Origin of the sequence: Sorangium sp. So ce204, from assembly GCF_051526795.1 — a bacterium.
Classification (GTDB): Bacteria; Myxococcota_A; Polyangia; order Polyangiales; family Polyangiaceae; genus Sorangium; species Sorangium cellulosum_B.
The window spans coordinates 9,542,784-9,564,294 of sequence record NZ_CP150317.1; the positions used below are offsets into that span (position 1 = coordinate 9,542,784).

A 21,511-nucleotide genomic window follows, 5' to 3' on the forward strand; every position below is an offset into this window, starting at 1 on the left:
GCGCCACGGCGACGCTCGCCGAGCTCGAGCATCCACATTTCGCAGAATTTCCGAGCGTTTCGCTAACCGATGTTGCTCGGCCGGTACCAGTCGAAGTTGTTGTGGAACGGAAAGCTGTTGATCCCCAGGCTGATGCTGGCGTCGAGCGCGCGGACGTGGTGCCACCAGCCCACCGGGATGAAGAGCGCGTCGCCCGGCTCGAGCACGACGTCCTTCACGAGCACCGGGGCCATCGGGTCCTTCTCCGGATCCCGATCGGCGTACATCGCGCGTGCGCCGTCGAACAGCGACGTCTCGAACGGCGCGATCATGCGGTAACGCTTCCTGCCGTACACCTGCCCGAACAGGATGTTGGACGTGTCGTAGTGCAGCGGCGTGACGGTCCCGGCAGGGCCGAGCCACAGCGCCGAGGCGCCCAGCAGCCGCTGCGCGGCGCAGTACCCGTCCGGGAGCACCACGTCGTCCAGCAGCGCGCCGAGCCTCGTCCGCTCGAGGACGCGGTTGTTGGCGACCATGTAAAAGTCGTTCGTCTCCTCGCGCGCGGCGCCGGCGATGCGCGCGACGAAGTCGCGCAGCGGCGTGCTCTCGGTGTGCCGCGCCGCGTGCATGTCGTAGTCGGGATCGCTCTGGCGTCCTGTCGTGACGTCGACGACGACATCGCCGAAGCGCTCGGAGAGGTACGCCGGGGTCCACCGGCCGAAGGCGGGCCAGCGGGTCACAATGTCGGTCAGGACGACCGGGATGTTGCCGGCGACATAGACGTCGCGGAGCTCCTCGCCAGACACGCCGGAGCGCCGCGGGATCCCCGTCGGATCGCAGGCGACCGACGCCATTCTCTGCTGGAGCCGCGCCAGCATCTCGTGCCGCCGCGCCGACCTGGCGAAGGGCCGAGCGGCGACGAAGATGGGCGAACGGACGATGGCCGAGAGCAGCTCTCCGGCCTGCGCGCGGCTGACGCCGGCCGCCTGGAGCTGCTCCGAGATCTGGCCCTCGGGCACGCCGCGCAGCAGGTTCTCCGTGGCCCAGCGCCACCACTCGGGCGCAACCTCCAGCTCACGTTCCTGTTCGCCCATCTTCGACCTCACGATGTTGGGGAGCGCAACGGTGCGACGATCGAACGCCTCACTTGCACGGCGGAGGAGGCGGCGGCATCGGCGGGATGATCTCCTCGCCCGGAGGCGGCGGCGGCGGCATCGGCGGGATGATCTCCTCGCCCGGAGGCGGCGGCGGCGGCGGCATCGGCGGGATGATCTCCCCCTCTTCCCCGTCCGGCGGCGGCGGCATCGGCGGGATGATCTCCCCCTCTTCCCCGTCCGGCGGCGGCATCGGCGGGATGATCTCCCCCTCTTCCCCGTCCGGCGGCGGCATCGGCGGGACAATCTCGCCGCCCTCGCAGTCCGGAGGCGGCGGCGGCATCGGCGGGATGATCTCCTCGTCCGGAGGCGGCGGCGGCATCGGCGGGATGATCTCCTCGTCCGGAGGCGGCGGCGGCATCGGCGGGATGATCTCGCCTTGATCGCCCGGGTCGTGGCCCTCGTCGACGCCCGGAGGACCACAGGCGACAACGAAGACGGCAGCCGCCGCTACAGCCGCTCGAGACACCCGCTGCACCAGGGCCGCCGTCCGAGGCGGCGGCGTGGGCAACGGCGATAACAAGGCTGCATCGTCCGAAAGAAAGTCACGTGACATGAACACCTCCGCTCAGCGCAGCGTGCAGGACATGTGCCATCTCGCTACCGCCGGAACTCCCTGAAGATCTCGCCTTCTACAGCGCCCACCGACGCACCCGTCGCGCGTGGCCCAGAGTGGCTCAGCAGCGCGCGGCTCACCGCAAGGCCCGCGCGAGCGCCGCCTCGTCGACCTCGTCCTCGGCGGCGCGCTCGAGCGCCGCGCGCAGCGCATCGTCCGCGGTGGCCCCGGCGGCGACGCGGATGCGCTCCTGCGCCTCGGGGTGCCCGGCGACGCGAAGGAGCAGGGCGGCGCCCACCCGGCGATCCCGCGGGGCGCTCACGTCGTCGAGGGCGAGGAGCGCGTCCTCGGGGGTCAGGCTGGCGGCGCGGTAGTCGCCGGCGGCGAGCAGCTTGCGGAGGTCCTCGCGCCAGGCCGCGAGGTCGCGGCCGCGCCGCTCCAGCGCCTCGGCGCCGCGCGGCGCCGCGCCGGCGGCGGCGGCCCCCTCGTGCGCATCGCGGATGCGCTGCGCGAGCGCCTCGGTCAGGGCTTCCCCCGTCCGGAGCACGAGCGGGATGCCGCCGCCTCGGCGAGAGAGAACGAGCCGATCACCGCGCATCCCGACCGAGTTGAGCTCGGCGTAAGGGACCCAGACGGACGAGAAGGGCCGATCGATGCGCACGCCGTCGGTGCCCACCACGACCTGGGTGCGGCGCGCTGCGCGACGGAGGAGCCACGTCGACGCCAGGGCGAGGGCAAACCACGCCACGATCGGCCCGGCGCTGCGAGAGGCCTGCAGCGGCAGGGCGATCGCCGCGATCACGATGAGCCAGAGGATCATGAAGACCGGCAGACCGACGCAGCCGGCCGCGAGCTCGCGGTGGACGCTGCCGAGCGAGACAGCGACGCGCCGCTCCGTCGGGCCCATCCCGAGGGCCGCGAGCAGGCGCGCGCCCTCCTCCTCCCGCGCGACCTGCACATCGATCACCCGCCCGCGGCTCAGGCGGAGCTCGACGCGGACGCGCAGATCCGACAGGACCATGCCGGAGCGGATCTCGGCGCGCGGGATCGAGCGCTCCACGGAGCCGAAGGCGAAGCGCAGCCCGGCCGCGTCCGCGGTCACGCGGACCGGCCGCTTCCAGCGGATGCCGGTGGTGAGGGCCAGGGCGCTCGCGAGGGAGAGGCCCAGCGCGGCGACCACGCCGGGCACGGTCATGGCGAGGGCGCTGAGCGCGAACCCGCGGAGGCTCGGCTCGCCCAGCGCGCTTGCGAGGATCACGGCGAGCACGCTGGCCAGGAAAGGCCCCGCGATCGCGAGCAGCGCGAGGCCCGCGAAGATGCGGCCGAGGCCCTCGTGGCGCGCCGCGAGCCGGCAGCTCGTGAACTCGAAAGCAGGTCCGGAGGTCGCCCCCATCGCCAGGGCCATTCTGCGCCCTTTGTCGGGGCGATCTCCAGCACGTTACGGCGAGGTCGCTAACCGTGGATCCAGTAGCGGTAGCCGTTCGTGCGGAAAGGCACGTCGAGCTCGCGGCAGATCTCGGCGATCACATCGGGGGTGAAGAAGTAGTTGCGGATGCGGGCGAGGTGCTCGCCGTCGGTCTCGACGGTCCAGACGGTGCGCACCGCCGGTCCTGTGTCGTGATCGAACCAGAAGAGCAGCAAGAGCTCGCCGCGGTGCGCGCGCACCTCGCAGCGCGGCGGGCCGCCGAGGTAGCCGACCAGGTGACGGGCATCGACCCCGCCGGCGTCGGTGGTCGTGATCGGCGAGAGGCTGCCGACGAACGACCCGGTGCGCGGATCGGCCGGGGGCTCGCGTCCGTACTCGGTCACCACGCCGACGATCTCGGTGATCGAGCTGTCGAGGAGCAGCGACGTCAGGGCCGGCAGGTCGCGGGCGTTGAAGGCGGCGCAGAAGGCGTCGAGCACACCCGGCGCGGGCGCCCGGGGCTCGTCGGCCTCGGGCGCCACGAGCTTGCCGCGGCCGCGGTGCAGCGCCGCCTTGACCGCGCCGACCGAGGTCGAGAGCGACGCGGCGACCTCTTCGAGCGAGAAATCGAACACGTCCTTGAGCACCACCGCCGCGCGCTCCTGGGGCGACAGGTGCGCGACCAGGGTGCCGGCGGCCTCGCGCGACGCCCGCTCATCGGGCGCGTGCCCTGGCGCTGGGTGTGCTGCCGCGGGCTCGCCGAGCGCGTCGCGCTCGAGCCGCTGCCGCCGGGCGCGGTCGATCCAGAGGTTCGACGCCACCCGGAACAGCCACGCGCGCGGGTTGGGCAGCTCGTGGAACAGGGTGCCGAGCGTGACGAAGCCGCGGGCCATGGTGTCCTGCACCAGGTCCTCGGCGTCCCACGGGCTCCGGGTCAGGTAGCGGCAGTAGCGGTACAGCTCGGGCCGGAGCGGCTCGAACACGTCGAGGAACCGCTGCCATGACGCCTTCACGTCATTGCTCAGCTCGCCGAGGTCGCGCGGCTCGTCGCTCATGACCAGACAGGCTCGTAGCACAGGACCGACAGCCCGCCGCCCAGGTTCTGGGTCCGGATCTGCCGCAGCGAAAGGCGCGTGTCGCGGCGCGCGAACAGCGGCGTCCCGCCGCCGAGCACCACGGGGTGCACGATCAGGCGGAATTCGTCGACGAGGCGGTGCTCGATCAGCGTCGACACCAGGGCGGCGCCGGCCCAGGCGACGATCGGCTTGCCGGGCTGCCGCTTGAGCGCGGCGATCTCCTCGGGGCCGCGGGCCACGCGGGTGTTGGCCCACGCGGCGTGCGTCAGGGTCCGGGACAGCACCACCTTGGGCAGGGCGTTCATCTTGCGCGCGAACGCGAGGTCCTGGGGCGAGCGCGGGTGGGCCTCGGCGTCGGGCCAGTACTGGAGCATGAGCTCGTAGGAGGTGCGCCCGTAGACCGCGAGGCCGACGGAGTCGATCATCTCGTCGCAGTACCGCTCGAACTGCGGGTTGCCGTCCTGGAACCAGTCGAGCTCGCGGCCCGGGCCCTCGATGTAGCCGTCGAGGGACGTGATCATGGAGACGTAGAGGCGTCGTTCGGTCGGGGTTGTCGTCGTCATGGCCCACCGACGAACGGCGCGGCCGGAAGGATACGGGGGACGGCGAAAATGATCGCGCCGACCCGAGTCGACCCGACCCGGGGCGACCCGACCCGAACGGGCATGACCTCGCGGGTGCGCCATCCCATCGAGGAGAGCCGCGCCCGGTACGATAGGCCCCTCACAGCCTGGCAATCGTCAGCGTGCAGAGCCCGTCGGACGCATCGCCTTGTTTGGGCCGCATCCGTCAACGGTCAGGAGAGCACTTCGGTGGCAGTCTTCGCCCCGAGGACGTTATCAATCCAGCGGTCGAGGGTCGCAATGTCCGTACACGCCTGGATGCGAGCGCTCTCGCTCTCGGTGAGCGCGATGTCTGCACGCGCCAGCAGCCGCAGCAGCGTGTCCCTCTTGCCCTTGAGCTCGCCCTCACGCAGGCCCGCGAGCTTGCTGCGATCCATCAGCTCCCGCACGAACGGAAACCTCGCCTCGTCTTCGATCTGCCGTTCCATGACCAACGCCTCCAGAGCCCGCCGCATGGGCTCACGCAACCCGCTCCAGATGACCTGAAAGTAGACCATCGCGTGCTCCTGGTCGAGCCGCCCAAGCGCAACGAGCGCGGCCTTGACCACGGTGAGCCCGCTCGGCCCATTGCCGTGCGCCACCGCCGAGAGCACGGCCAGCTCGGCGTCCTTCTCCGCGTCGGCTGGGTCGGTGATCTCGGGGACGACGGCCGGACCGAGCACCAGCGGCTCGACGTGGCCGAGGCCCAGGCCGAGGTCGATGTCCTCCGCCGCCCAGGCGGCCACCCCGGCGCCCGGCGCGATCACGAGGACGACCGTGCCGCAGCGCTTCCTGGCACGCACGACCGTGACGTACGTCGGCCACGAGAACTTCTTGTCTGGATCCATGTCGCGCTGGACCTCGATGACGATCGCCAGCGCGAGCGCGCCGCTCGCGTCTCGAAGCTCGAGCACCAGATCAGCGCGGAACTCCACCGGGAGGAGCTGGTCGAGCGACGATTCGACGACTCCGACCGAGGTGTGTGGCGGCACCTCGAGGCGGAAGAGCGTCGCGAGCCAGTGGGGCGCGAGCTCGGGGTGCTCACGGAACATCTCGACGAGGGCGTTGTGCTCGAGCGTCGGCATGACGCTCGGTCTCGAGCACACCCCGTGCCGACACGAAACGACGGGAAAACGCGAGGAGAGATCCACCTCAGGGGGTGGCGGCGCCATGGCGGACGGCGGCCGCTGCCATGCCCCGATCCATGGCGCGCCCGCCCAACGATACTCCCGTCAGGCAGCGTCACGCCGCACGGACAATCGCTGTTGCTCCAGGTGAGGATGCCTCGCCGGGGGTACGGAGCGAAGCCCTCGAGCGGCAATCCATCGAATCCGCCCCCCTTCACCGATAACAACGTGAACTCACGCCTCGGGATCGTCGGCAGGGACGAGGCTCGATGTGTCAGGTGACCCGACCCAGGTTGGGCGGGGCGACCGGACCCAGGTTCGGATCGCTCCGCAAAGCCAGCTCCGTACATAGCGACGCTAGCTCTGTACATAGCGACGCCAGCTCCGTACATAGCGCCACGAGCTCCGAACGTAGCGCCACTGAATTCCAGGACCTACAGAAAATTGCCATGCCAATACGTACGAAGCGGCGCGTCGAGCCTTCCCAGATGGAGGCCGTACTGCTTGAACTCTGCCGTGGACGATCACTGACCCTGGAAGAACTAGCAGACCTCGCGGGACGAACGGCGGATACGCTCCGGATCCACTACTTAACAAGGCTAGTAGCGGGCGGAAAGATGCGGCAGCTGTACCCGGAGAAGCCAACGCATCCGGCACAGGCGTACACAACGGCGGAGCGACCCGACCCCATGTTGAGCTAGCCAACCCAGGTTCGGCCCGCCGTGCACCGCTCACGGGCCGGAGCCGAGACGAGCTTGCTCGACCCCCTCCCGCGTCGCCGCCCCGCGGATCCGGAAGTGGCCGAGCACGGTCCAGGCGTCGAGCACATCATCCTCGCTCGGCGTCGGCCCGATGTTGTGGAGGACGAGCGGGAGGCCGCGCGGCCCCTTGCGATCGCTGACGATGCCCACGTGATCCGGCGCGCACGAAGGGCACGGCTTGAGGGCCCAGACCACGATATCGCCAGGCTCCCAGGTGCTCATCGCGGCCTTGTCGAACGTCCTGGGGAGCGACGTGGCGTGGGCGCGCAGGTAGGTAAGCATCGGACCGACGCGGCGATGATCGATGTTGCGATCGGGACGCTCGACCGTCGTGTAAACCGCCCGGCGCGCGAGGATGTCTTGGTGGATCTTCTCCTGGAGATCGACGCCCGCGGCGCGCACGGCGCGGACGACGACATCGGTGCAGACGCCGCGATCGGGGGCCGGATCGCCGTTGGGGTAGCCGATCGCGACCCACGCTGGATCGTAGGTGACGCCACGGGCGACCTCGAGGCGCGCGCGGGCAACGATCGAATCGGCGGACGCGGGTGCGATGGCGGGCTCGGCAGGAGGCGCCGGAGCAGGCTCAGGCGCGGGCGCGGGGAGCGGCGCGGGCGACTCCGCGCGTCCAGGCCCAGCGGCCGACGCGTGGCGGCTCTCGCGCGGAGCAGGCCCTTGCGAGCCACAGGCCAGGAGGGTGACCGCGGCGACGAATCCCCAGGAACGTGAGCTCATGGCGCGTCATCGGCCGGAGCCGGCGATCTGTGACAAGGACGGCGCACGAGCGCGCCAGGCTCTCGATCTCTCCCTCCCCTCCCCGCCCCGCCCCACCCCACCCCGCCCTGGCGGCGCGCCGCCCTCCGCGCGACCTGCGACGACGGCGCTGGGCAGACGCCGTCGGTGCTGTACAACCAAGGCTCACCCCTTGCCGAGGAGCTGCCGCATGACGCGTCGTCTTCAGGAACGCCTGCTCGCGATCATGGACCGCAAGAACCACTGGGCCTGGGCGCACCTCACCGGCCCCGGCCTCACGCGAGACCAGCTCGCGGTTCACTTCAGGCACGAATTCCGGGTCTACGTGCGCGACTTCCCGGTGCTGCTCGCGCGCGTGCTCGGCCAGTCGCCGCCGGCCGCGGTGCGCAGCGCCCTCGCCGAGAACCTCTTCGAAGAGCAGACGGGCAAGCTCTCGCTGGGCGTGTCGCACCCGGCGCTCTTCCTGGAGATGATCGACGGCCTGGGCATCCCGCGCGCGGCCATCGAGGACGAGTCGATCCCGCTCGAGCCCGAGGCCCACGCCTACCGGGCGCTGCTCGACCGCGCGAGCGCGGCGCCGCCGTGGGTCGTGGGCGCGGCGGTGCTGACGATCTTCGTGGAGGGCAGCGTGCACGAGCGCGCGGAGCTCCTCGGGCAGCGCGAGGCGCCGCCGATCGAGGAGGCGCTGCGCGCGCACCCGATGGTGCGGCACTACGGGTGTCCGCCCGAGCGCATGCGCCTCGCGAGGGCGCACCGGGCGGTCGAAGGAGGGCACCGGCGGGACGCGTGGGAGATGGTGCTGGGGCACGCGCCGGACGAGGGCCCGACGGCGGACGCTGTCGCGTCGGCGGTGGCCGCGGCGCACGCGGCCTGGCTTTCGTACCGGGATGGAGTCGCGCGCGCCATGGGGCTCCGGCAGGCCTGAGCTGGCCTCGGCGCACTCCTCCGGTTCTGCCTGACACGCGCGGCGTTCACTGATAGAATCGCGCGCATCGCTTGGGCCGTTCTGCGCCCGTTTCTTGAGGAGATCTCCCCGTATGTCCTTCTCGGCTCGTTCCTTTGCCTTCTTTGCCATGTACACGCTCGCGTCCGTGGCCGCGTGCGGCGGCGAATCCAGCTCCGGGGCCGGCGGCGCCGGCGGGTCGAGCGACGACGCCGCGGGCCCGGGCCCCGGGAGCACCTCCGCCGGCCCCGGCGCGACAAGCGGCGGCGCCACGAGCGGCGGCGGCGCCACGAGCGGCAGCGGCAGCGCGACGACGAGCAACGGCTCGGGCGGCGCCGCCAGCAGCAGCGCCACGAGCAGCGGCTCAGGCGACGTCACCACGACCGCCACGAGCACCGGGGCCGGCGACACGACGACCAGCACGGCGGCGACCGGCGGCACGGATCCCGGCGGGTGCAGCATCTTCTGCTCCGACTTCGAGGGCGGCTCGCTGCCCTCCGAGGTCCAGTTCTTCCCGGAGTACCTGCGCGAGAGGATGGGCGAGTTCGTGACGCTGGACAGCACCGGTCACAGCGGCACGCGCTCCGTCAAGGTCACGGGCACGGACTTCAGCCAGATGCTCGGCGTGGCCGTGCCGAGCAACTTCTGGGGCAGGATCTACCTCAAGAGCGCCACCGACATCCAGATGGGCCACAACACGTATGTCGCGGCCGCGGAAGGCAACGGGGATCCCAACAACGGGGAGCAGATCCGCATCGGCGAGCACCAGTGTCAGCTCGAGCTGAACCGCAGGAGCGACGACAAGGAGATGCTCTCGAACGGCGGAATGTACATGTGCAGCGGCGGCGTGAAGCTCGTCGCGAACACCTGGTACTGCCTCGAGTTCCACTACGACGGGCCGGGCCGCTCGGTGAGCGTGTTCGTGGACGGCGCCGAGGTCAACGCGCTGCACGTCACGGACTGGGGCCCGTACGACTACAAGCTCTTCAAGTTCGGGTTCGAGAAGTACCACGGCGGAGCCAAGACGATGTGGTACGACGACCTCGCGCTCCACTCCGAGCGCGTCGGCTGCGGCAAGTGAGGCCGCGCCGCGCGGCGCTCGGGTGAGCCTGAGGGGCCGCGGGGACGCCGCGGAGACGAGATGAAGGCGATTGTCTACGACCGATACGGCTCACCCGACGTCCTGCGGCTCGAGGAGATCCCGAAACCCGAGCTCGGCGACGACGACGTCCTCGTGAGGGTCCACGCGGCCTCCGTGAACTCGTGGGACTGGGATCTCGTGACCGGGACGCCGGTGCTGTTTCGCTTCTGGGGGCTGCTCAGGCCCAGGCACCAGGTCCCGGGCGCGGACATCGCGGGTCGGGTGGAGGCGGTCGGCAAGAACGTGACCCGGCTCCGGCCCGGCGACGAGGTGTTCGGGGATCTCTGCCAGTGTGGCTGGGGCGGCTTCGCCGAGTACGCGCGCGCCCGCGAGAGCGCGCTGGCGCCCAAGCCGGCCGGGATGACGTTCGAGCAAGCCGCGGCCCTCCCTCAGGCAGGCGCGATGGCCCTCCAGGGGCTCCGCGACGAGGGAGGGCTCCGGCCCGCGCAGAAGGTCTTGATCAACGGCGCAGGCGGCGGCGTCGGCACCTTCGCCATCCAGATCGCCACGTCGCTCGGCGCCGAGGTCACCGGCGTGGACCGGACGGAGAAGCTGGAGACGATGCGCTCGGCCGGCGCGGCCGAGGTCATCGACTACACGAGAGAGGACTTCACGGCCGGCGGGAAGACCTACGATCTGATCCTCGACGCCGCGGCGCACCGCTCGATGTTCGATTACGCGCGCGCGCTGAACCGAGGGGGGACCTACGTGATGCTCGGGGGCTCCATCGGTCGAATCGTTCAGCTCTTGCTCGTCGGGCCGTGGATATCGAGGAGCGAGCAAAAGAAGATGCGCCTCCTGGCAGCGAAGGCGAACCACGACCTCGCCGCCCTGGGGGAGCTGTTCCAGGCGGGCAAGCTGAGCCCCGTCATCGATCGCTGTTTTCGGCTCGACGAGGTCCCCGACGCGTTCCGCTACTTCGGCGAGGGGAGAGCGCGCGGGAAGATCGTCATCACCGTGTGACGGCGCCCCCCGTACCGACCGGCGCCGGGATCAGTCGTCGATGACGGCGTTGACGATCCCGTCGAAGAACTCCCCGTTCCCGACCGCGTCGAGCATCCGGTTCCAGCCGATCTCGTCGAACGGCGTCGGCAGGCCGTGGTTCGTCAAGATCACCCCGATCAGCTCGCGGCGGCGATCGATCCACAGGAAGCACCCGGTGCCGCCCGCCTTGCCGTAAGAGCCGCTCGAGAGGCGCGACCCGCCGTTGGAGAAGCGGTGGGTCGCGAGCTCCCAGCCATAGCCCTTGGGCGTCATCAGCAGGTTCGTTATCGGCGATACGTCGGTCTCCGACGCCTTCACGTGGGGCGTCTGGTTGCTCACCATCGCGGCGGCGGCCTGGCGGCTCAGGACGCGGGCGCCGCCGTACCTGCCGCCGTTCAGGATCATCTGGCAGAACACCGCGATGTCCCGCGCCGTCGAGAAGACGCCGTCACAGCCGACGATCCCGCCGAGCGCGTGATCCTGCTCGTCCTGCACCTCCCCGCGCAGCTCCCTCCCCCGGAGCTCGGAGTAGCCCGTGGCCGCGGTCCGCGAGATGAGCGCCGCCGACGGGTTGAAGGTCGTGTCGCTCATGCCGAGCGGGCCCCAGATGCGCGCCTTCGCGAAGGCGTCGAGATCCATGCCCGAGGCGACCTCGATCACCCGCCCGAGGAGGCGGTAGGTGAGATCGCTGTAGAGCACCTGCGCGCCAGGGACGTACTCGAGCGGCGCCTCCGCCATGCGCTGCCAGACGCTCTCGGCGTCCGGGTCGTCCAGGAACGGGGTGTCCAGCGGCAAGCCGGCCGTGTACCGGAGCATGTCGCGCACCGTGATGGCCTGCTTGCCGTTGGCCGCGAACTCCGGGATGAAATCGGCCACCCGATCGTTCAGCCGAAGCACGCCGTCCTCCACGAGGATCACCGCCGACGTCGACGTCGCGAGGACCTTGGTGATGGAGAGCAGATCGAACAGCGTGTCGAGCGTCATCGGCTCGTCCGCGCCGCGGACCCGGGAGCCGAACGCCCGGTGCCCGACGATCCTCCCCCGCCGCGCCACCAGGGCGACCGCGCCCGGGAACAGGCCGTCGGTCACCCGTCGCTGGATGCGCGCAAAGACGTCCTCGAGGCGCTCCGAGCACAGGCCGACGCGCTCGGGCAGCCCAGGGACGAGCCGCTCGTACGTCGTCTGGACGTGCGCCTCAGCCACCCTGGCCGACAGGACCGCCGGCGCCAACGCGGCCACCGCCGCCGTATGGCCCAGCCCCTGGAGAAGGCGCCTGCGATTAAAAAATCCATGCTCGGTGCACATGCTCGCTCCTGATCCGTGATCCGTGGGGGGCCGGGTCGCGCCGCTGCAGAGCCCGCTCGTGCGCGCTTTCGCGCGCCGTCGCCGGGGTCGCCATCGACGCTCGCGAGCGCCCGAATTCCTGGGACAGCAGGAGGCGTGCCGGGCAGCGGACCCAGCGATTCGCGGCGCCGCCGCGCGAGAGCGCCGGCGCACCGGTGCGCCGATCGTGCACCCGCCTGCACGATCGGCCGCGCGATCGCCCGCGCGGTCCCGGCGCTCTGCACGGTCTTGCACGATTCGTGCAAATCTTCGTGCAGATCAACGCCAAACCAGCGCACGGCGGCGCGCGGCGCCGCGTAGGATGTGCTCGTGGACGAAGGCTTTCCCGGCAGCGATGTGCGGGGCTCCTGCGCGACGACGCTCCGGCTCGCGATCGTGGCCGGCAGCGCGATCACCTTCGCCCCGCTGCCGCCCCACGGCCGCGTCGTCCTCGGGCGCGACGAGGGGTGCGACGTGCGGATCGACGATCGCTCGGTGTCGCGCCGGCACGCGGCCCTCCACGTCGGCCCGCCGCTCCGGATCGAGGACCTCGGGAGCGCCAACGGCACCTTCGTCGGCGAGCCGCAGGCCCGCGCCCTGACGGCGCGCACGCACCGCCTGCGGCGCCTCTCGCGGGAGAGCGCCGAGATCGGCGTCGGCGAGCGCTTCAACCTCGGCGCGACGACCGTCGTCGTCGGCCGCGCGCCCGCGGGGGCGGCCGAGGAGCCCGACCGCGGAAAGCCGCCCGCGGACATCGTGCTGCTGGCCCCGGCGATGCTGGCGCTCTACGAGCAGGCCGCCCGCGCCGCGCGGAGCCCCATCAGCGTGCTCATCCTGGGCGAGACGGGGGTGGGCAAGGAGGTGCTCGCCCGGACGCTCCACGCGCGTTCGCCGCGGTCGAGCGGGCCTTACGTCGAGCTGAACTGCGCCGCGCTGCCGCCGTCGCTCCTCGAGGGCGAGCTCTTCGGCCACGAGAAGAGCGCCTTCACGGGCGCCAGCCACGCGCGCCCCGGCCTGCTCGAGGCGGCCCACGGCGGCACGCTGTTCCTCGACGAGATCGGCGAGCTGCCCCTGGCCTTCCAGGCGAAGCTGCTCCGCGTCCTCGAGGACCGGAAGGTGCTCCGCATCGGGGGCCGCACCCCCCGCCGGCTCGATCTCCGCTTCGTGGCGGCGACCAACCGCGATATCGAGGCGGAGATCGCGCGCGGCGCCTTCCGCCAGGACCTCTACTTCCGGCTGAACGGCATCTCCCTCGTCGTCCCGCCGCTCCGCGAGCGGGTCGCCGAGATCGGCCCGCTCGCCGGCAGGTTCCTCGAGGAGGCGTGCCGGCAGCTCGACCAGCGCGGCGCGCCGCGCATCTCGCCGGAGGCGCTCGCCGCCCTCGAGGCGTACGCCTGGCCGGGGAACGTGCGCGAGCTGCGCAACGTGATCGAGCGCGCGGCGGTCCTGTGCGCGGGAGAGTCGGTCCTGCCCGCCGATCTGCCGCCGCACCTGATGAACGGCGCCACGCCCCCGTCGAGCGGCGCCGCGTCGCGGCCGAGCGGCACCATGCCGCCGCCGCCGCCATTGCCGCCGAGCGGCGCCGCGTTGCCGCCGAGCGGCGCCGCGTTGCCGCCCGCCGGCGCCGCGCCCCCGTCGAGCGGCGACGCCCCCCCGTCGGGCCGCGCCGCGCTGCCGCCGCCTCCGCCCAGCGGCGCCGGGCTGCCGCCGGCCGACGCGCCGCCGCCGAGCGGTGACGCCCTGGCGAGGCTCCGGCTCGAGATGAAGGCCGCCGACCGGCAGCGCGTCGTCGAGGCCCTCGAGCGGTCCGCGGGCAACCAGACGCGCGCCGCCAAGCTCCTCGGCGTCTCGCTGCGCACGCTGATCAACCGAATCGACGAGTACGGCATCCCGCGGCCGCGGAAGCGGTCGCCCTGAGCGGCGGGACGCTGGCCGCGAGACGATGCTGGTGCCGGACGACTCCTGGGGACGAATCAAGCAGCCAGAGCGACAGACGCGTTGACCCCACCTGACACGAGCAGAATTTCGGACCGCCAAGCGCGCCGCGGACGCCAAGCAGCGGACACGAATTGGGACGTCCGAGACGGCTTATTCACGCCAGGTCAACGTGATCGGTGCCCCTGCTCCGCACGTATGGCTCGCGCCGCGCGGAGTTGACATGCGCGTCTGGCGCGTGCTCCCATGCTATATGGCCAGCAGGAACGTCCCCGGAAGGGCGCTCAATCCCTACGCTCCTCCCACCGCGAGCGCCGATATCCGAGCGGGAGGAGAGGCGGAGGTCACAGAGCAGCTGGCGAATCGAAGCACGCGATTCGCATCCGCGATGGTGGACGGCGTGCTCGCCATGATTGCGATTCTCCCGGCGCTCGTGGAGGCTGCGAGCAGCGGCCTCCTGCAGCAGGCAAAGCAGGGCAAAGAGATCTCGCCGTACTGGATGTTCGGCACGAGCCCCGCGCAGCTCGTCTCGACAGCGGCATGGATCTCGCTCATGGCGGTGCAGGCCTATCTTATCTGCACCAGCGGTCAGTCCATCGGCAAGCGGCTGACGGGCATCCAGATCGTGAAGAAGAATGGCAGCCTGCCTGGCTTCGCCGACGGGGTCCTCCTGCGCACCTGGCTGGTCGGGCTGCTCGGCTACGTGCCGGGCCTGAGGCAGCTGGCTGGGCTTGTCGCCATCATCGATGCTCTTTTTATCTTCCGGGGCGATCGCCGCTGCCTGCACGACATGATCGCCGGGACGAAGGTGATCCGCAAGCAGCCCAAGCAGCGCGAGTCGGCTGACGCAGACGAGGACGAGGACGAGGACGACGATGGGGCGCGGCCGGACTCGCCCGCGAGGCGCAGAGGACGCGTCCGCCATCGGCGCTCCTAGCGCACCGATCAGCTTGGAAACCAGAGAAATGAGACGCCAAAAGACGCCAAGAGGCGCCAGGAGACGCCAAGAAAGAATAAAATTTGGCGTCTTTTGGTGTCTCTTGGCGTCTTTTGGCGTCTCAACTTCTCGCTGTTTGCGTGCGGCTTCAACCCCTTTACCGAACGTGGGGCACCGCGTCGACCACGGCGACGCGAGGGCGAAGCCCGTGCTCCTCGACCGGTGGCTCGAGGTCGCGCGAGAGGAGGACGGCGAGCGCGTGCTCGGCCGCGGCGCCACCACGGCGCGCGCGCTGTGCGGCGTGTTCCGGTTCGAGCACGACGCGCTCGCCCCCTTGCTGCAGGTCCTGCCGACGGTGATCCACGCCGGCGCGCGGGCCATCGAGGCGCGGCCCTCGTTTGCCGGCGCGCTGGCGCGCCTCCGGAGCGAGCTGCGCGAGGCGCGCCCGGGAGCGGGGCTGGCTCGCTGTCGCTGGCTCGAGCTCATCCTCATCGAGCTCGTGCGGCTGCTCGCCGACCGCGAGCCCGCGAAGCTCGCCGCGCTCGGCGCCACGCAGGACGCCGTCGTCGCCCGCGCGATCGCCGAGCTCGTGCACGACCCGGCGCGCGCCTGGGACGTCGACACCCTGGCGCGAACGGTGGGCGTCTCGCGCGCCACGCTCGCCCGGCGGTTCCTCGAGGCCACCGGCGCGCCGCCCATGGCGTACCGGGCGACGCTGCGCACCGAGCACGCGCGCCGCCTGCTCCGCGAGACGGCGCTGTCGAACCAGCAGATCGCCCACGCGGTCGGGTTCGCCACGGTGCAGGCGTTTCAGCGCGCGTTTCGGCGAGAGACCGGGGCGACACCGTCGGCTGTCCGCGCGAAGCCGCGCGCCGCGCACGGCTGAATCACCGCGCAGGAACGTCGGCGTGACGCGTCACACATCACGCGACGGGCGGCGGCGGCGGCGGTAGCGAGGGCTGTTCGCCCTCGAGGCGCCGGCGCACGTACCCGAGGTGCAGGTAAAGCTGGTAGAGAGCCGCCATCGCCCCGAGCGGGACCGATACGGTGGCGAGCTTCTCCTCCAGCTGACGGAGCGTCGCGATCATCTCCGCGCGCCGCGCCGGATCCGGCGGGCCGGCGAGCTCCCGCTGCGCGCGGCGCAAGATCTCGTAATGGCGGTAGATCCGCGCGCTGATCCGCCAGTTGTACAGGGGCTGCGCGATCTTGAAGATGGAGAAGATCACCGTCGCCAGCGGCAGCAGCATGAGCTTCAGCCGGCTCACCATCGACGCAGGCCAGAACGGCAGGACGCGCTGCAGGAGCGAGGGCCCCTCCTCGAGGTAACGCCGCGCCTCGGGGCGGAGCGGCGCCTCCACGAACCGCGCGGACGGGAACTCGCCGGGCGCGTCGAGGAGGTTGCCCGGCTCGTGCGCGGCGCGCGCCGCCTCGATCAGGAGCGGGACCAGCGCGGGGTGGAGCGTCGCGTTGGCGACCAGCGCGGCCGGCGGGGCGAGCAACGGGCTCGGCGCGGGCGGGATGTTGCGCTCGAGGTCGAGCAGCCCCTCGCTGAGCACGACGCTCGTCAGATAGGGGTAGCGGCGCGCGTAGCTCTGGTGCTGGCGCAGCGTCATGAGGCGCACGCCATCGGCGCGGATCAGCTGCTGCACCTGCTCGGAGCCGGGGCCGACGATGAAGAAGGCCGCGTCGATGCGGCCGGCCTGGAGCGCCTCGGCCGCCTGCCGGTCCGGCAGCCCCTCGAAGGGCGCGCCGGCCGCGGCCTGACCGGCCGCGGTGACGCCGCTGTCCGCGAGCAGCCGCTGCGCGACCACGCGCGTGCCGCTCCCCTCGGGGCCGATCGAGAGCCGCTTGCCCGCCAGATCCGTGAGGCGGTCGTAGGGCCGGTCGCCGCGGTGGAAGATCCAGAGCGGCTCGCGGTAGACGCTGGCGAGGCTGCTCAGGCGGTCGCGCGCGTCGGGCGGCATGGCGCCGCCCTGCACGAAGGCGACCGAGACCCCGCTCGCCGGATCGAGCAGGAGCGCGACGTTCTCGGCCGAGCCCGCCGTCTCGCGGATCTCGAGCGCGATGTCGAACCCGGCCAGGTACGCGCGGTACCGCTCGGCGAAGGCGTGATAGCGGCCCGTGGACTGGCCGGTGGCGATCGTCAGCCGGCGGGGAGGCGGGGGCTCTACGAACAGCAGGTACGTCGCGACGAGGGCGGTGAGGCCGACGAGCAGGAACGGGGTCCAGACGCGCAGGAGCTCCCTGCGGTAGCCTTCGGCGATCCTGCGGCGGAAGAGGAGCCTGATCATGAGCGGATCGGCCGGAGATCCCCGTCCGGGCACGGCCCCGCGCTCGCATGGAGCGCAGGGGGCGCCCACGCGGCCGGAGGGTGTCCGGGGGCGGATGATGCCCCGGCCGATGCCCCCGGACAATGCCGTTGTTCGACGGACGCCGGGGATCGCGCGGTGTCTCAGGCGGCGGCCGCGCGTCGAGGCGATCGTCCGCCAGGCGCGGCGGCACGGCAGCCGCAAGGCGCTCGCCGGTCCGGTGGCCGAGTGGTTCCGCGACCGGGCGCTGCCGCTGTTCCTGCGGCTCGGCGCGGCGGCGCAGGCGCGCGTGCACGCGTACCGGATCGACCGGGAGGCGCGGGCGGCGTAGCGCCGGGGGGGCGTCAGTCCTTGTCGTCCGGCTGCGCCACATTGTCCGGCACGCCCAGGGCGACCGGGCCCATCCCCTTGCTCTTGAACTGGTTGTGCCAGAGGCTCTTGCCGGTGAGCGAGAAACACTCCACCTCGCCCTGCTTGGCGACGAAGAGCCGGTCTCCCTCCAGGAGGAGCGTGGCGCGGCCCTGCGTGGCGGCCTTCACCTCCCAGAGCAGCTCGCCCGTCGGGTAATGCAGACAGGCGACGTGGCTGAAGCTCGCCGCGTAGATCGCCGCGGGCGTGATCAGGAGCGCCGTGGAAGAGAAACCGACCCCGGCCTGCTTGTACTCCCAGAGCACGCGCCCGGTGGCCGGGTCGACGCCGAAGATCTGATCCCGGAACGCCGCCACCAGCACCGGCGCCGCCGCGATTGTTCGGTATTCGCTCATACGTCCCCTCGCTTCCTGATTGCGCCCAGCGAGCTATCAGCGGGGGGGCGGCGCGGCAAGCTGCGAGCACGTGCGGGGTCGCGAGCCGCGCGCACGGCGAAGATGCGAGCTCGCATGGGCGGCTGGCGGAAAGGTGATGCGGGGGTCGTCCTCGAAGACGAGGAGCGAGGCGCGCCCCGTGTCTCGCGCGACGCGCGCCTCGTTGCGGCCTCGTAGGTCCTGGACGACGTGGTGGTGGACGCCTTCGCCATGGCAAAGATACGCCTCCTTGTCGGGGCCAGCGCCCCTCGGAATGAGGGGCCGGAGGATCGACGAGGGTATCGGCGAACAAGGGTTTGGCCAGAGGAGAGCGCGAGTCGGTCGCGCCGCGAAGAAGCGCTCGGGCGGAGGGCGGGGAGAGGCGGTGTGCCGCGCATCGAATCGAGGGGGCGGCGGGCCGGCCCTACGGCGCGGGGAGCCCCGGCGCCGCGGGCAGCGGGCCCGGAAGAGGTGAGCGAAAGAAAAAGAAGCGCGCTGCAACCACAAGTGGCGCGCGAGACGACGCCGGGGCTGCACAGGAGACCCATCGGGCCTGCGCAGGAGCCAGACGATGGTGACGAAGGACACCAACGTGGGCGCGCAGGAGGGGCGCCAGGGCCCCTCAGGACGAGGACAAGTGCAATGCAGGACACCAACGTGGGTGCACAGGAGAGCGCCCAGGCCGCGCAGGAGGGCCTGCGGGGCTGCGCAGGAGACCCACCGGGGCCGCGCAGGAGCGCGCCGGGGCTTGTCCAGGAGGGTCAATGGGCTGCGCAGGACGGCCGGCGGCGCTGCGCAGGAGGGCGCCGGGGCTTGTCCAGGAGGGCCAATGGGCTGCGCAGGACGGCCGGCGGCGCTGCGCAGGAGGGCGCCGGGGCTTGTCCAGGAGGGCCAATGGGCTGCGCAGGACGGCCGGCGGCGCTGCGCAGGACGGCCGAGGCGCTGCGCAGGAGCGCCGGGGCTTGTCCAGGAGGGCCGGCGGGGCGCTGCTCACGCAGATCTTCGTCACGCCGCTCCTCGCCGCGTGGACGCTGGGAGAGCGTGCTGGAACGAGAGAGCGTCGCCTCCGAGACCGTGACTTGACCGAGGTCGAGCCCGATCCCGACACCAGTGCAGTTGCCATCCATGGTGGAGAAGTGGACATGGCCCGTCCGGGAGCCCCTGTTCGCGCACGCCGCAACGGGCCCCCTGTCACGGGCGGTGGACAGGTGTCAACGGCGCGTGACGATCGGCGCCGGATCCAGCGGCGCGATCGCCCGAGGAATGCGCGTCGGAAGGGGTGGAATGGCCATTGCTACAAGGCAAAGCGTAAAGCGTACAGGGACCAGCAACCCTGAAAGGACGAGGAGAACACGATCATGAGAAATCGACTCGCCACCGCATTCCTCTCGCTCACCGCGCTCGCTGCGATGGTGAACTGCACCTCTGTCAACGGCGGCGCCACGACAGGCGCAACCCCATCGTGGATCGCGTGCGATGGGCTCGACGAAGCCGCCTGTCTCCTGCGCGACGACTGCGCTCCGCTCTACGGCGCGGGCTCGGACACCACGTTCGTCAGGTGCGCGGACGGCGCCCTCACGTGCGATGTCGACGCGTGCGGGCCCGCGCTCGGGACGCCGTCCTGGGAGTGCGCCGACGGCTCGATCGGCGGGAACACGGGCCGGTGCATCCCTCACCCGGATGGCACCTGCGGCTGGGAAGTCCGCGAGTGCCGGCAGCCCGTCTGCGGCGTCGACGCGTGTGGTGAGCCGCCGCCCGCGGAATACTGGACATGCCCGGACGGAACCCGCATCTACCCTGCATGCACGCCGACGGACGGGGACTCCTGCAGCTGGGTTTTCCCGGCGTGCACTCCGGACGTGAGCGACGTCTGCGGCGTCGACGCGTGTGGTGAGCCGCCGCCCGCGGAATACTGGACATGCCCGGACGGAACCCGCATCTACCCTGCATGCACGCCGACGGACGGGGACTCCTGCAGCTGGGTTTTCCCGGCGTGCCCTCCGGACGTGAGCTCGCGCTGATCGCGCTGCTCGCCGGCGCTCCAGCGCTCGTCGCGGGGTGCGCCGGGGCGACCGGCGAGGCGCCCCGCACGCCGCGGCCCGGCGTCCACGTCGCGCTCATGCCCGCCGCATGGGCCACCGAGGCGAGCGTCGAGGGCGTCGACGGCGACAGCGCGATGGCGTCTGCGCTCGCGCGGCGCGGGGGCGCGCGGGTCTCGCTGCTCTCGGCGCGGCTGTCGCGCAGCCCCGGCTGCGCCGACGACGCCGCGTGCGTGCGGGAGGCGGCCCGCGCGCTCGGCGCCTCGAAGATCGTCCGGACCGAGCTCGCGGGGCTCGGCGCGACCGTGCTCGTGCGCGGCGCGATCGTCGACGTGGAGACTCAGATGAGGGAGCAGCTCATGCAGGAGGTCGTGCACGACGCGGATCCGGCGCGGGTCCGCGCCGCGATCGAGCGGCTGGGCGAGCGGCTCGCCAAGCCCTGGGCGCCCCTCCCGCCGGGGCCGCGCCGCGCCTGGTACGAGGAGCCGTGGCTCTGGGTCGGCGTAGCCGCCGCGGCGACGGCCGGCGCCGCGGCCGGGATCGGCGTCGCGCTGAGCAGCGGCGAGGGCGACCCCGACGTGGTGCTCACCCCGCCATGAGCCGGCGCCGGCGCGATCCTCCGGCGCGCGAGCCTGGGCAGGACGCCGCGAGGGGAGCCTCTCCCGCCCCCCGGCGCGCGCTCGCGCTCGGCGCCGCCGGGCTCGCGCTCGGCGCGGCAGGGTGCGCGGAGCCGCCCGCGCTCGACCTGATGCTCGTGCCCGATCCGAACGTGAACACGACCGAGCAGCTCCTCGCGCACGTCCAGCAGGCCGTGCTCGTCGTCGACGCCGAGGAGGGCCTTTACGCCCCGGGCGAGGAGCGGTCGCAGGGCGGCGTGCAGGTGAAGAACGCCGACGTGGATGCGGCGCTCGAGCTCGTATTCACCCTCTCGATCGAGCGGGAGCGGCTCCCGATCATCCGCATCGAGCAGGGCGGTCTACCCGACGTCTCGCTCACTATCCGGGTGCTCGGCCTGCAGGCGAGCCCGGCGCCGGGCAGCTTCGTCGCGCGCGGCGAGCTGATGGGGGCGCGCCTCGCGGCGCCGCCGCCGAGGATGACGGTGCCCTTCAACCTGCGGCCGGAGGTGAGGCCGCCTCGCGTCGAGCGCGTCTTGCCCGACGATGGAGGCGTCGCGCTCCGATGTGCCGTGCCTTCGCTCGTCATCTCCTTCTCGCGCCCCATCGACGAGGCGAGCCTGCGCGCGCCGGGCGCCGTCGCGATCACGCCAGATCCAGGGCCGATCTCGGTGGCCATGGATCCGTCAGGGCTCGTCGCAAACGTCGCCACGCCGAGGCTCGTGGGGGTCGGCGGGCTCGCGTATCGCGTCGCCATCGCCAGCGCGGTACGCGATCTGGCAGGGCAGCCGCTCGATCAGGTCGCGGCAGAAGCGGGCGCGCAGGGGTATCTCGGCGACTTCTCCCTGTCCTGCGAGCCGCCCCCGATGGAGCCGACCGAGCCCCCGTGCGCGCTGGACTACGCGTGTCCCCTGGGCGCCGCGTGCGTCGGCGGGGTCTGCCTCCCCAGAGACTGCCCCGTGCCGTGCCCGGGAGGGCGCGTGTGCGATCGGCTGCGCGCCCTGTGCGTCGACGACTGTCGCGCCGACGCGCTCTTCTCGCCGTGCGCTCCGGAGCACCGCTGCGACGCCACGAGCGGGCTCTGCCGCTGA

20 protein-coding genes are annotated in these 21,511 nt (G+C 72.0%); 10 read left to right on the forward strand and 10 right to left on the reverse strand.

Annotated features, from left to right (window positions below; genetic code table 11):
• Nucleotides 1–62 precede the first annotated feature (62 nt).
• From WMF22_RS35760 to WMF22_RS35790, 7 genes are all read right to left on the reverse strand, one after another.
• A complete protein-coding gene (locus WMF22_RS35760; protein WP_438032654.1) occupies nt 63–1,073 on the reverse strand; it encodes a cupin-like domain-containing protein in 1,011 nt (336 codons plus the stop codon).
• Between the two features lie 49 nt (nt 1,074–1,122).
• Entirely contained in the window at nt 1,123–1,656 is a 534-nt protein-coding gene (locus WMF22_RS35765) for a hypothetical protein (protein WP_438032655.1), read from the reverse strand.
• Between the two features lie 169 nt (nt 1,657–1,825).
• Nucleotides 1,826–3,094 (reverse strand): hypothetical protein, encoded by a 1,269-nt coding sequence (locus WMF22_RS35770; RefSeq protein ID WP_438032656.1) that lies wholly within the window; start codon nt 3,092–3,094, stop codon nt 1,826–1,828.
• 47 nt (nt 3,095–3,141) lie between these two features.
• Complete coding sequence (locus tag WMF22_RS35775) at nt 3,142–4,149, reverse strand: RNA polymerase sigma factor (RefSeq protein ID WP_437294436.1); 1,008 nt, start codon at nt 4,147–4,149, stop codon at nt 3,142–3,144.
• On the reverse strand, nt 4,146–4,733 hold the full coding sequence (locus WMF22_RS35780; protein WP_438032657.1) for a dihydrofolate reductase family protein: 588 nt from the start codon (nt 4,731–4,733) through the stop codon (nt 4,146–4,148). The genes WMF22_RS35775 and WMF22_RS35780 overlap by 4 nt, the downstream gene beginning before the upstream one ends.
• Nucleotides 4,734–4,966: 233 nt before the next feature.
• Nucleotides 4,967–5,857, reverse strand: coding sequence for a hypothetical protein (locus WMF22_RS35785; RefSeq protein WP_438032658.1), 891 nt, complete (start codon nt 5,855–5,857; stop codon nt 4,967–4,969).
• 773 nt (nt 5,858–6,630) lie between these two features.
• A complete protein-coding gene (locus WMF22_RS35790; RefSeq protein ID WP_437294439.1) occupies nt 6,631–7,395 on the reverse strand; it encodes a DUF1287 domain-containing protein in 765 nt (254 codons plus the stop codon).
• 208 nt (nt 7,396–7,603) lie between these two features.
• Here WMF22_RS35790 and WMF22_RS35795 point away from each other — a divergent pair, with 208 nt between their 5' ends.
• The 3 genes from WMF22_RS35795 to WMF22_RS35805 all read left to right on the forward strand — a co-directional run bounded on the left by WMF22_RS35795 (nt 7,604) and on the right by WMF22_RS35805 (nt 10,460).
• A complete protein-coding gene (locus tag WMF22_RS35795) occupies nt 7,604–8,338 on the forward strand; it encodes an iron-containing redox enzyme family protein (RefSeq protein ID WP_437294440.1) in 735 nt (244 codons plus the stop codon).
• A 112-nt stretch (nt 8,339–8,450) separates the two neighbouring features.
• A complete protein-coding gene (locus WMF22_RS35800; RefSeq protein ID WP_437294441.1) occupies nt 8,451–9,437 on the forward strand; it encodes a hypothetical protein in 987 nt (328 codons plus the stop codon).
• 60 nt (nt 9,438–9,497) lie between these two features.
• Nucleotides 9,498–10,460, forward strand: coding sequence for an NAD(P)-dependent alcohol dehydrogenase (locus WMF22_RS35805; protein ID WP_438032659.1), 963 nt, complete (start codon nt 9,498–9,500; stop codon nt 10,458–10,460).
• 30 nt (nt 10,461–10,490) lie between these two features.
• Here the strand turns inward: WMF22_RS35805 and WMF22_RS35810 are convergent, their stop codons facing one another.
• Nucleotides 10,491–11,720: a serine hydrolase domain-containing protein gene (locus WMF22_RS35810; RefSeq protein WP_438032660.1), complete on the reverse strand. Its 1,230-nt coding sequence runs from the start codon at nt 11,718–11,720 to the stop codon at nt 10,491–10,493.
• Nucleotides 11,721–12,134: 414 nt separating this feature from the next.
• On the opposite strand from WMF22_RS35810, the gene WMF22_RS35815 reads away from it, so the two are divergent.
• From WMF22_RS35815 to WMF22_RS35825, 3 genes are all read left to right on the forward strand, one after another.
• Entirely contained in the window at nt 12,135–13,721 is a 1,587-nt protein-coding gene (locus WMF22_RS35815; RefSeq protein ID WP_437294444.1) for a sigma 54-interacting transcriptional regulator, read from the forward strand.
• Nucleotides 13,722–13,992: 271 nt separating this feature from the next.
• Nucleotides 13,993–14,676, forward strand: a complete 684-nt coding sequence (locus WMF22_RS35820; RefSeq protein WP_437301653.1) for an RDD family protein — start codon at nt 13,993–13,995, stop codon at nt 14,674–14,676.
• A 166-nt stretch (nt 14,677–14,842) separates the two neighbouring features.
• Nucleotides 14,843–15,562 carry a helix-turn-helix domain-containing protein gene (locus tag WMF22_RS35825; RefSeq protein ID WP_438032661.1) on the forward strand — a complete coding sequence of 240 codons (720 nt, stop codon included), beginning with the start codon at nt 14,843–14,845 and terminating at the stop codon, nt 15,560–15,562.
• 37 nt (nt 15,563–15,599) lie between these two features.
• Here WMF22_RS35825 and WMF22_RS35830 read toward each other — a convergent pair whose 3' ends face one another.
• A complete protein-coding gene (locus WMF22_RS35830) occupies nt 15,600–16,967 on the reverse strand; it encodes a TAXI family TRAP transporter solute-binding subunit (protein WP_438032662.1) in 1,368 nt (455 codons plus the stop codon).
• Between the two features lie 109 nt (nt 16,968–17,076).
• Between WMF22_RS35830 and WMF22_RS35835 the strand changes: the two genes are divergently transcribed.
• The gene (locus WMF22_RS35835; protein ID WP_438032663.1) at nt 17,077–17,316 is read left to right on the forward strand and encodes a hypothetical protein; all 240 of its coding nucleotides are present in this window, start codon (nt 17,077–17,079) and stop codon (nt 17,314–17,316) included.
• Nucleotides 17,317–17,329: 13 nt separating this feature from the next.
• Here WMF22_RS35835 and WMF22_RS35840 read toward each other — a convergent pair whose 3' ends face one another.
• On the reverse strand, nt 17,330–17,749 hold the full coding sequence (locus tag WMF22_RS35840; protein WP_437294447.1) for an outer membrane protein assembly factor BamB family protein: 420 nt from the start codon (nt 17,747–17,749) through the stop codon (nt 17,330–17,332).
• A gap of 1,376 nt (nt 17,750–19,125) precedes the next feature.
• On the opposite strand from WMF22_RS35840, the gene WMF22_RS35845 reads away from it, so the two are divergent.
• Genes WMF22_RS35845 through WMF22_RS35855 form a run of 3 tightly spaced genes read left to right on the forward strand, consistent with a single transcriptional unit; the run spans nt 19,126 to nt 21,511 of the window.
• Nucleotides 19,126–19,788 carry a hypothetical protein gene (locus tag WMF22_RS35845; RefSeq protein ID WP_438032664.1) on the forward strand — a complete coding sequence of 221 codons (663 nt, stop codon included), beginning with the start codon at nt 19,126–19,128 and terminating at the stop codon, nt 19,786–19,788.
• Nucleotides 19,761–20,405 (forward strand): hypothetical protein, encoded by a 645-nt coding sequence (locus WMF22_RS35850; RefSeq protein WP_437294449.1) that lies wholly within the window; start codon nt 19,761–19,763, stop codon nt 20,403–20,405. Before WMF22_RS35845 ends, WMF22_RS35850 begins: the two co-directional genes overlap by 28 nt.
• Nucleotides 20,402–21,511 carry an Ig-like domain-containing protein gene (locus WMF22_RS35855; protein WP_437294450.1) on the forward strand — a complete coding sequence of 370 codons (1,110 nt, stop codon included), beginning with the start codon at nt 20,402–20,404 and terminating at the stop codon, nt 21,509–21,511. The genes WMF22_RS35850 and WMF22_RS35855 overlap by 4 nt, the downstream gene beginning before the upstream one ends.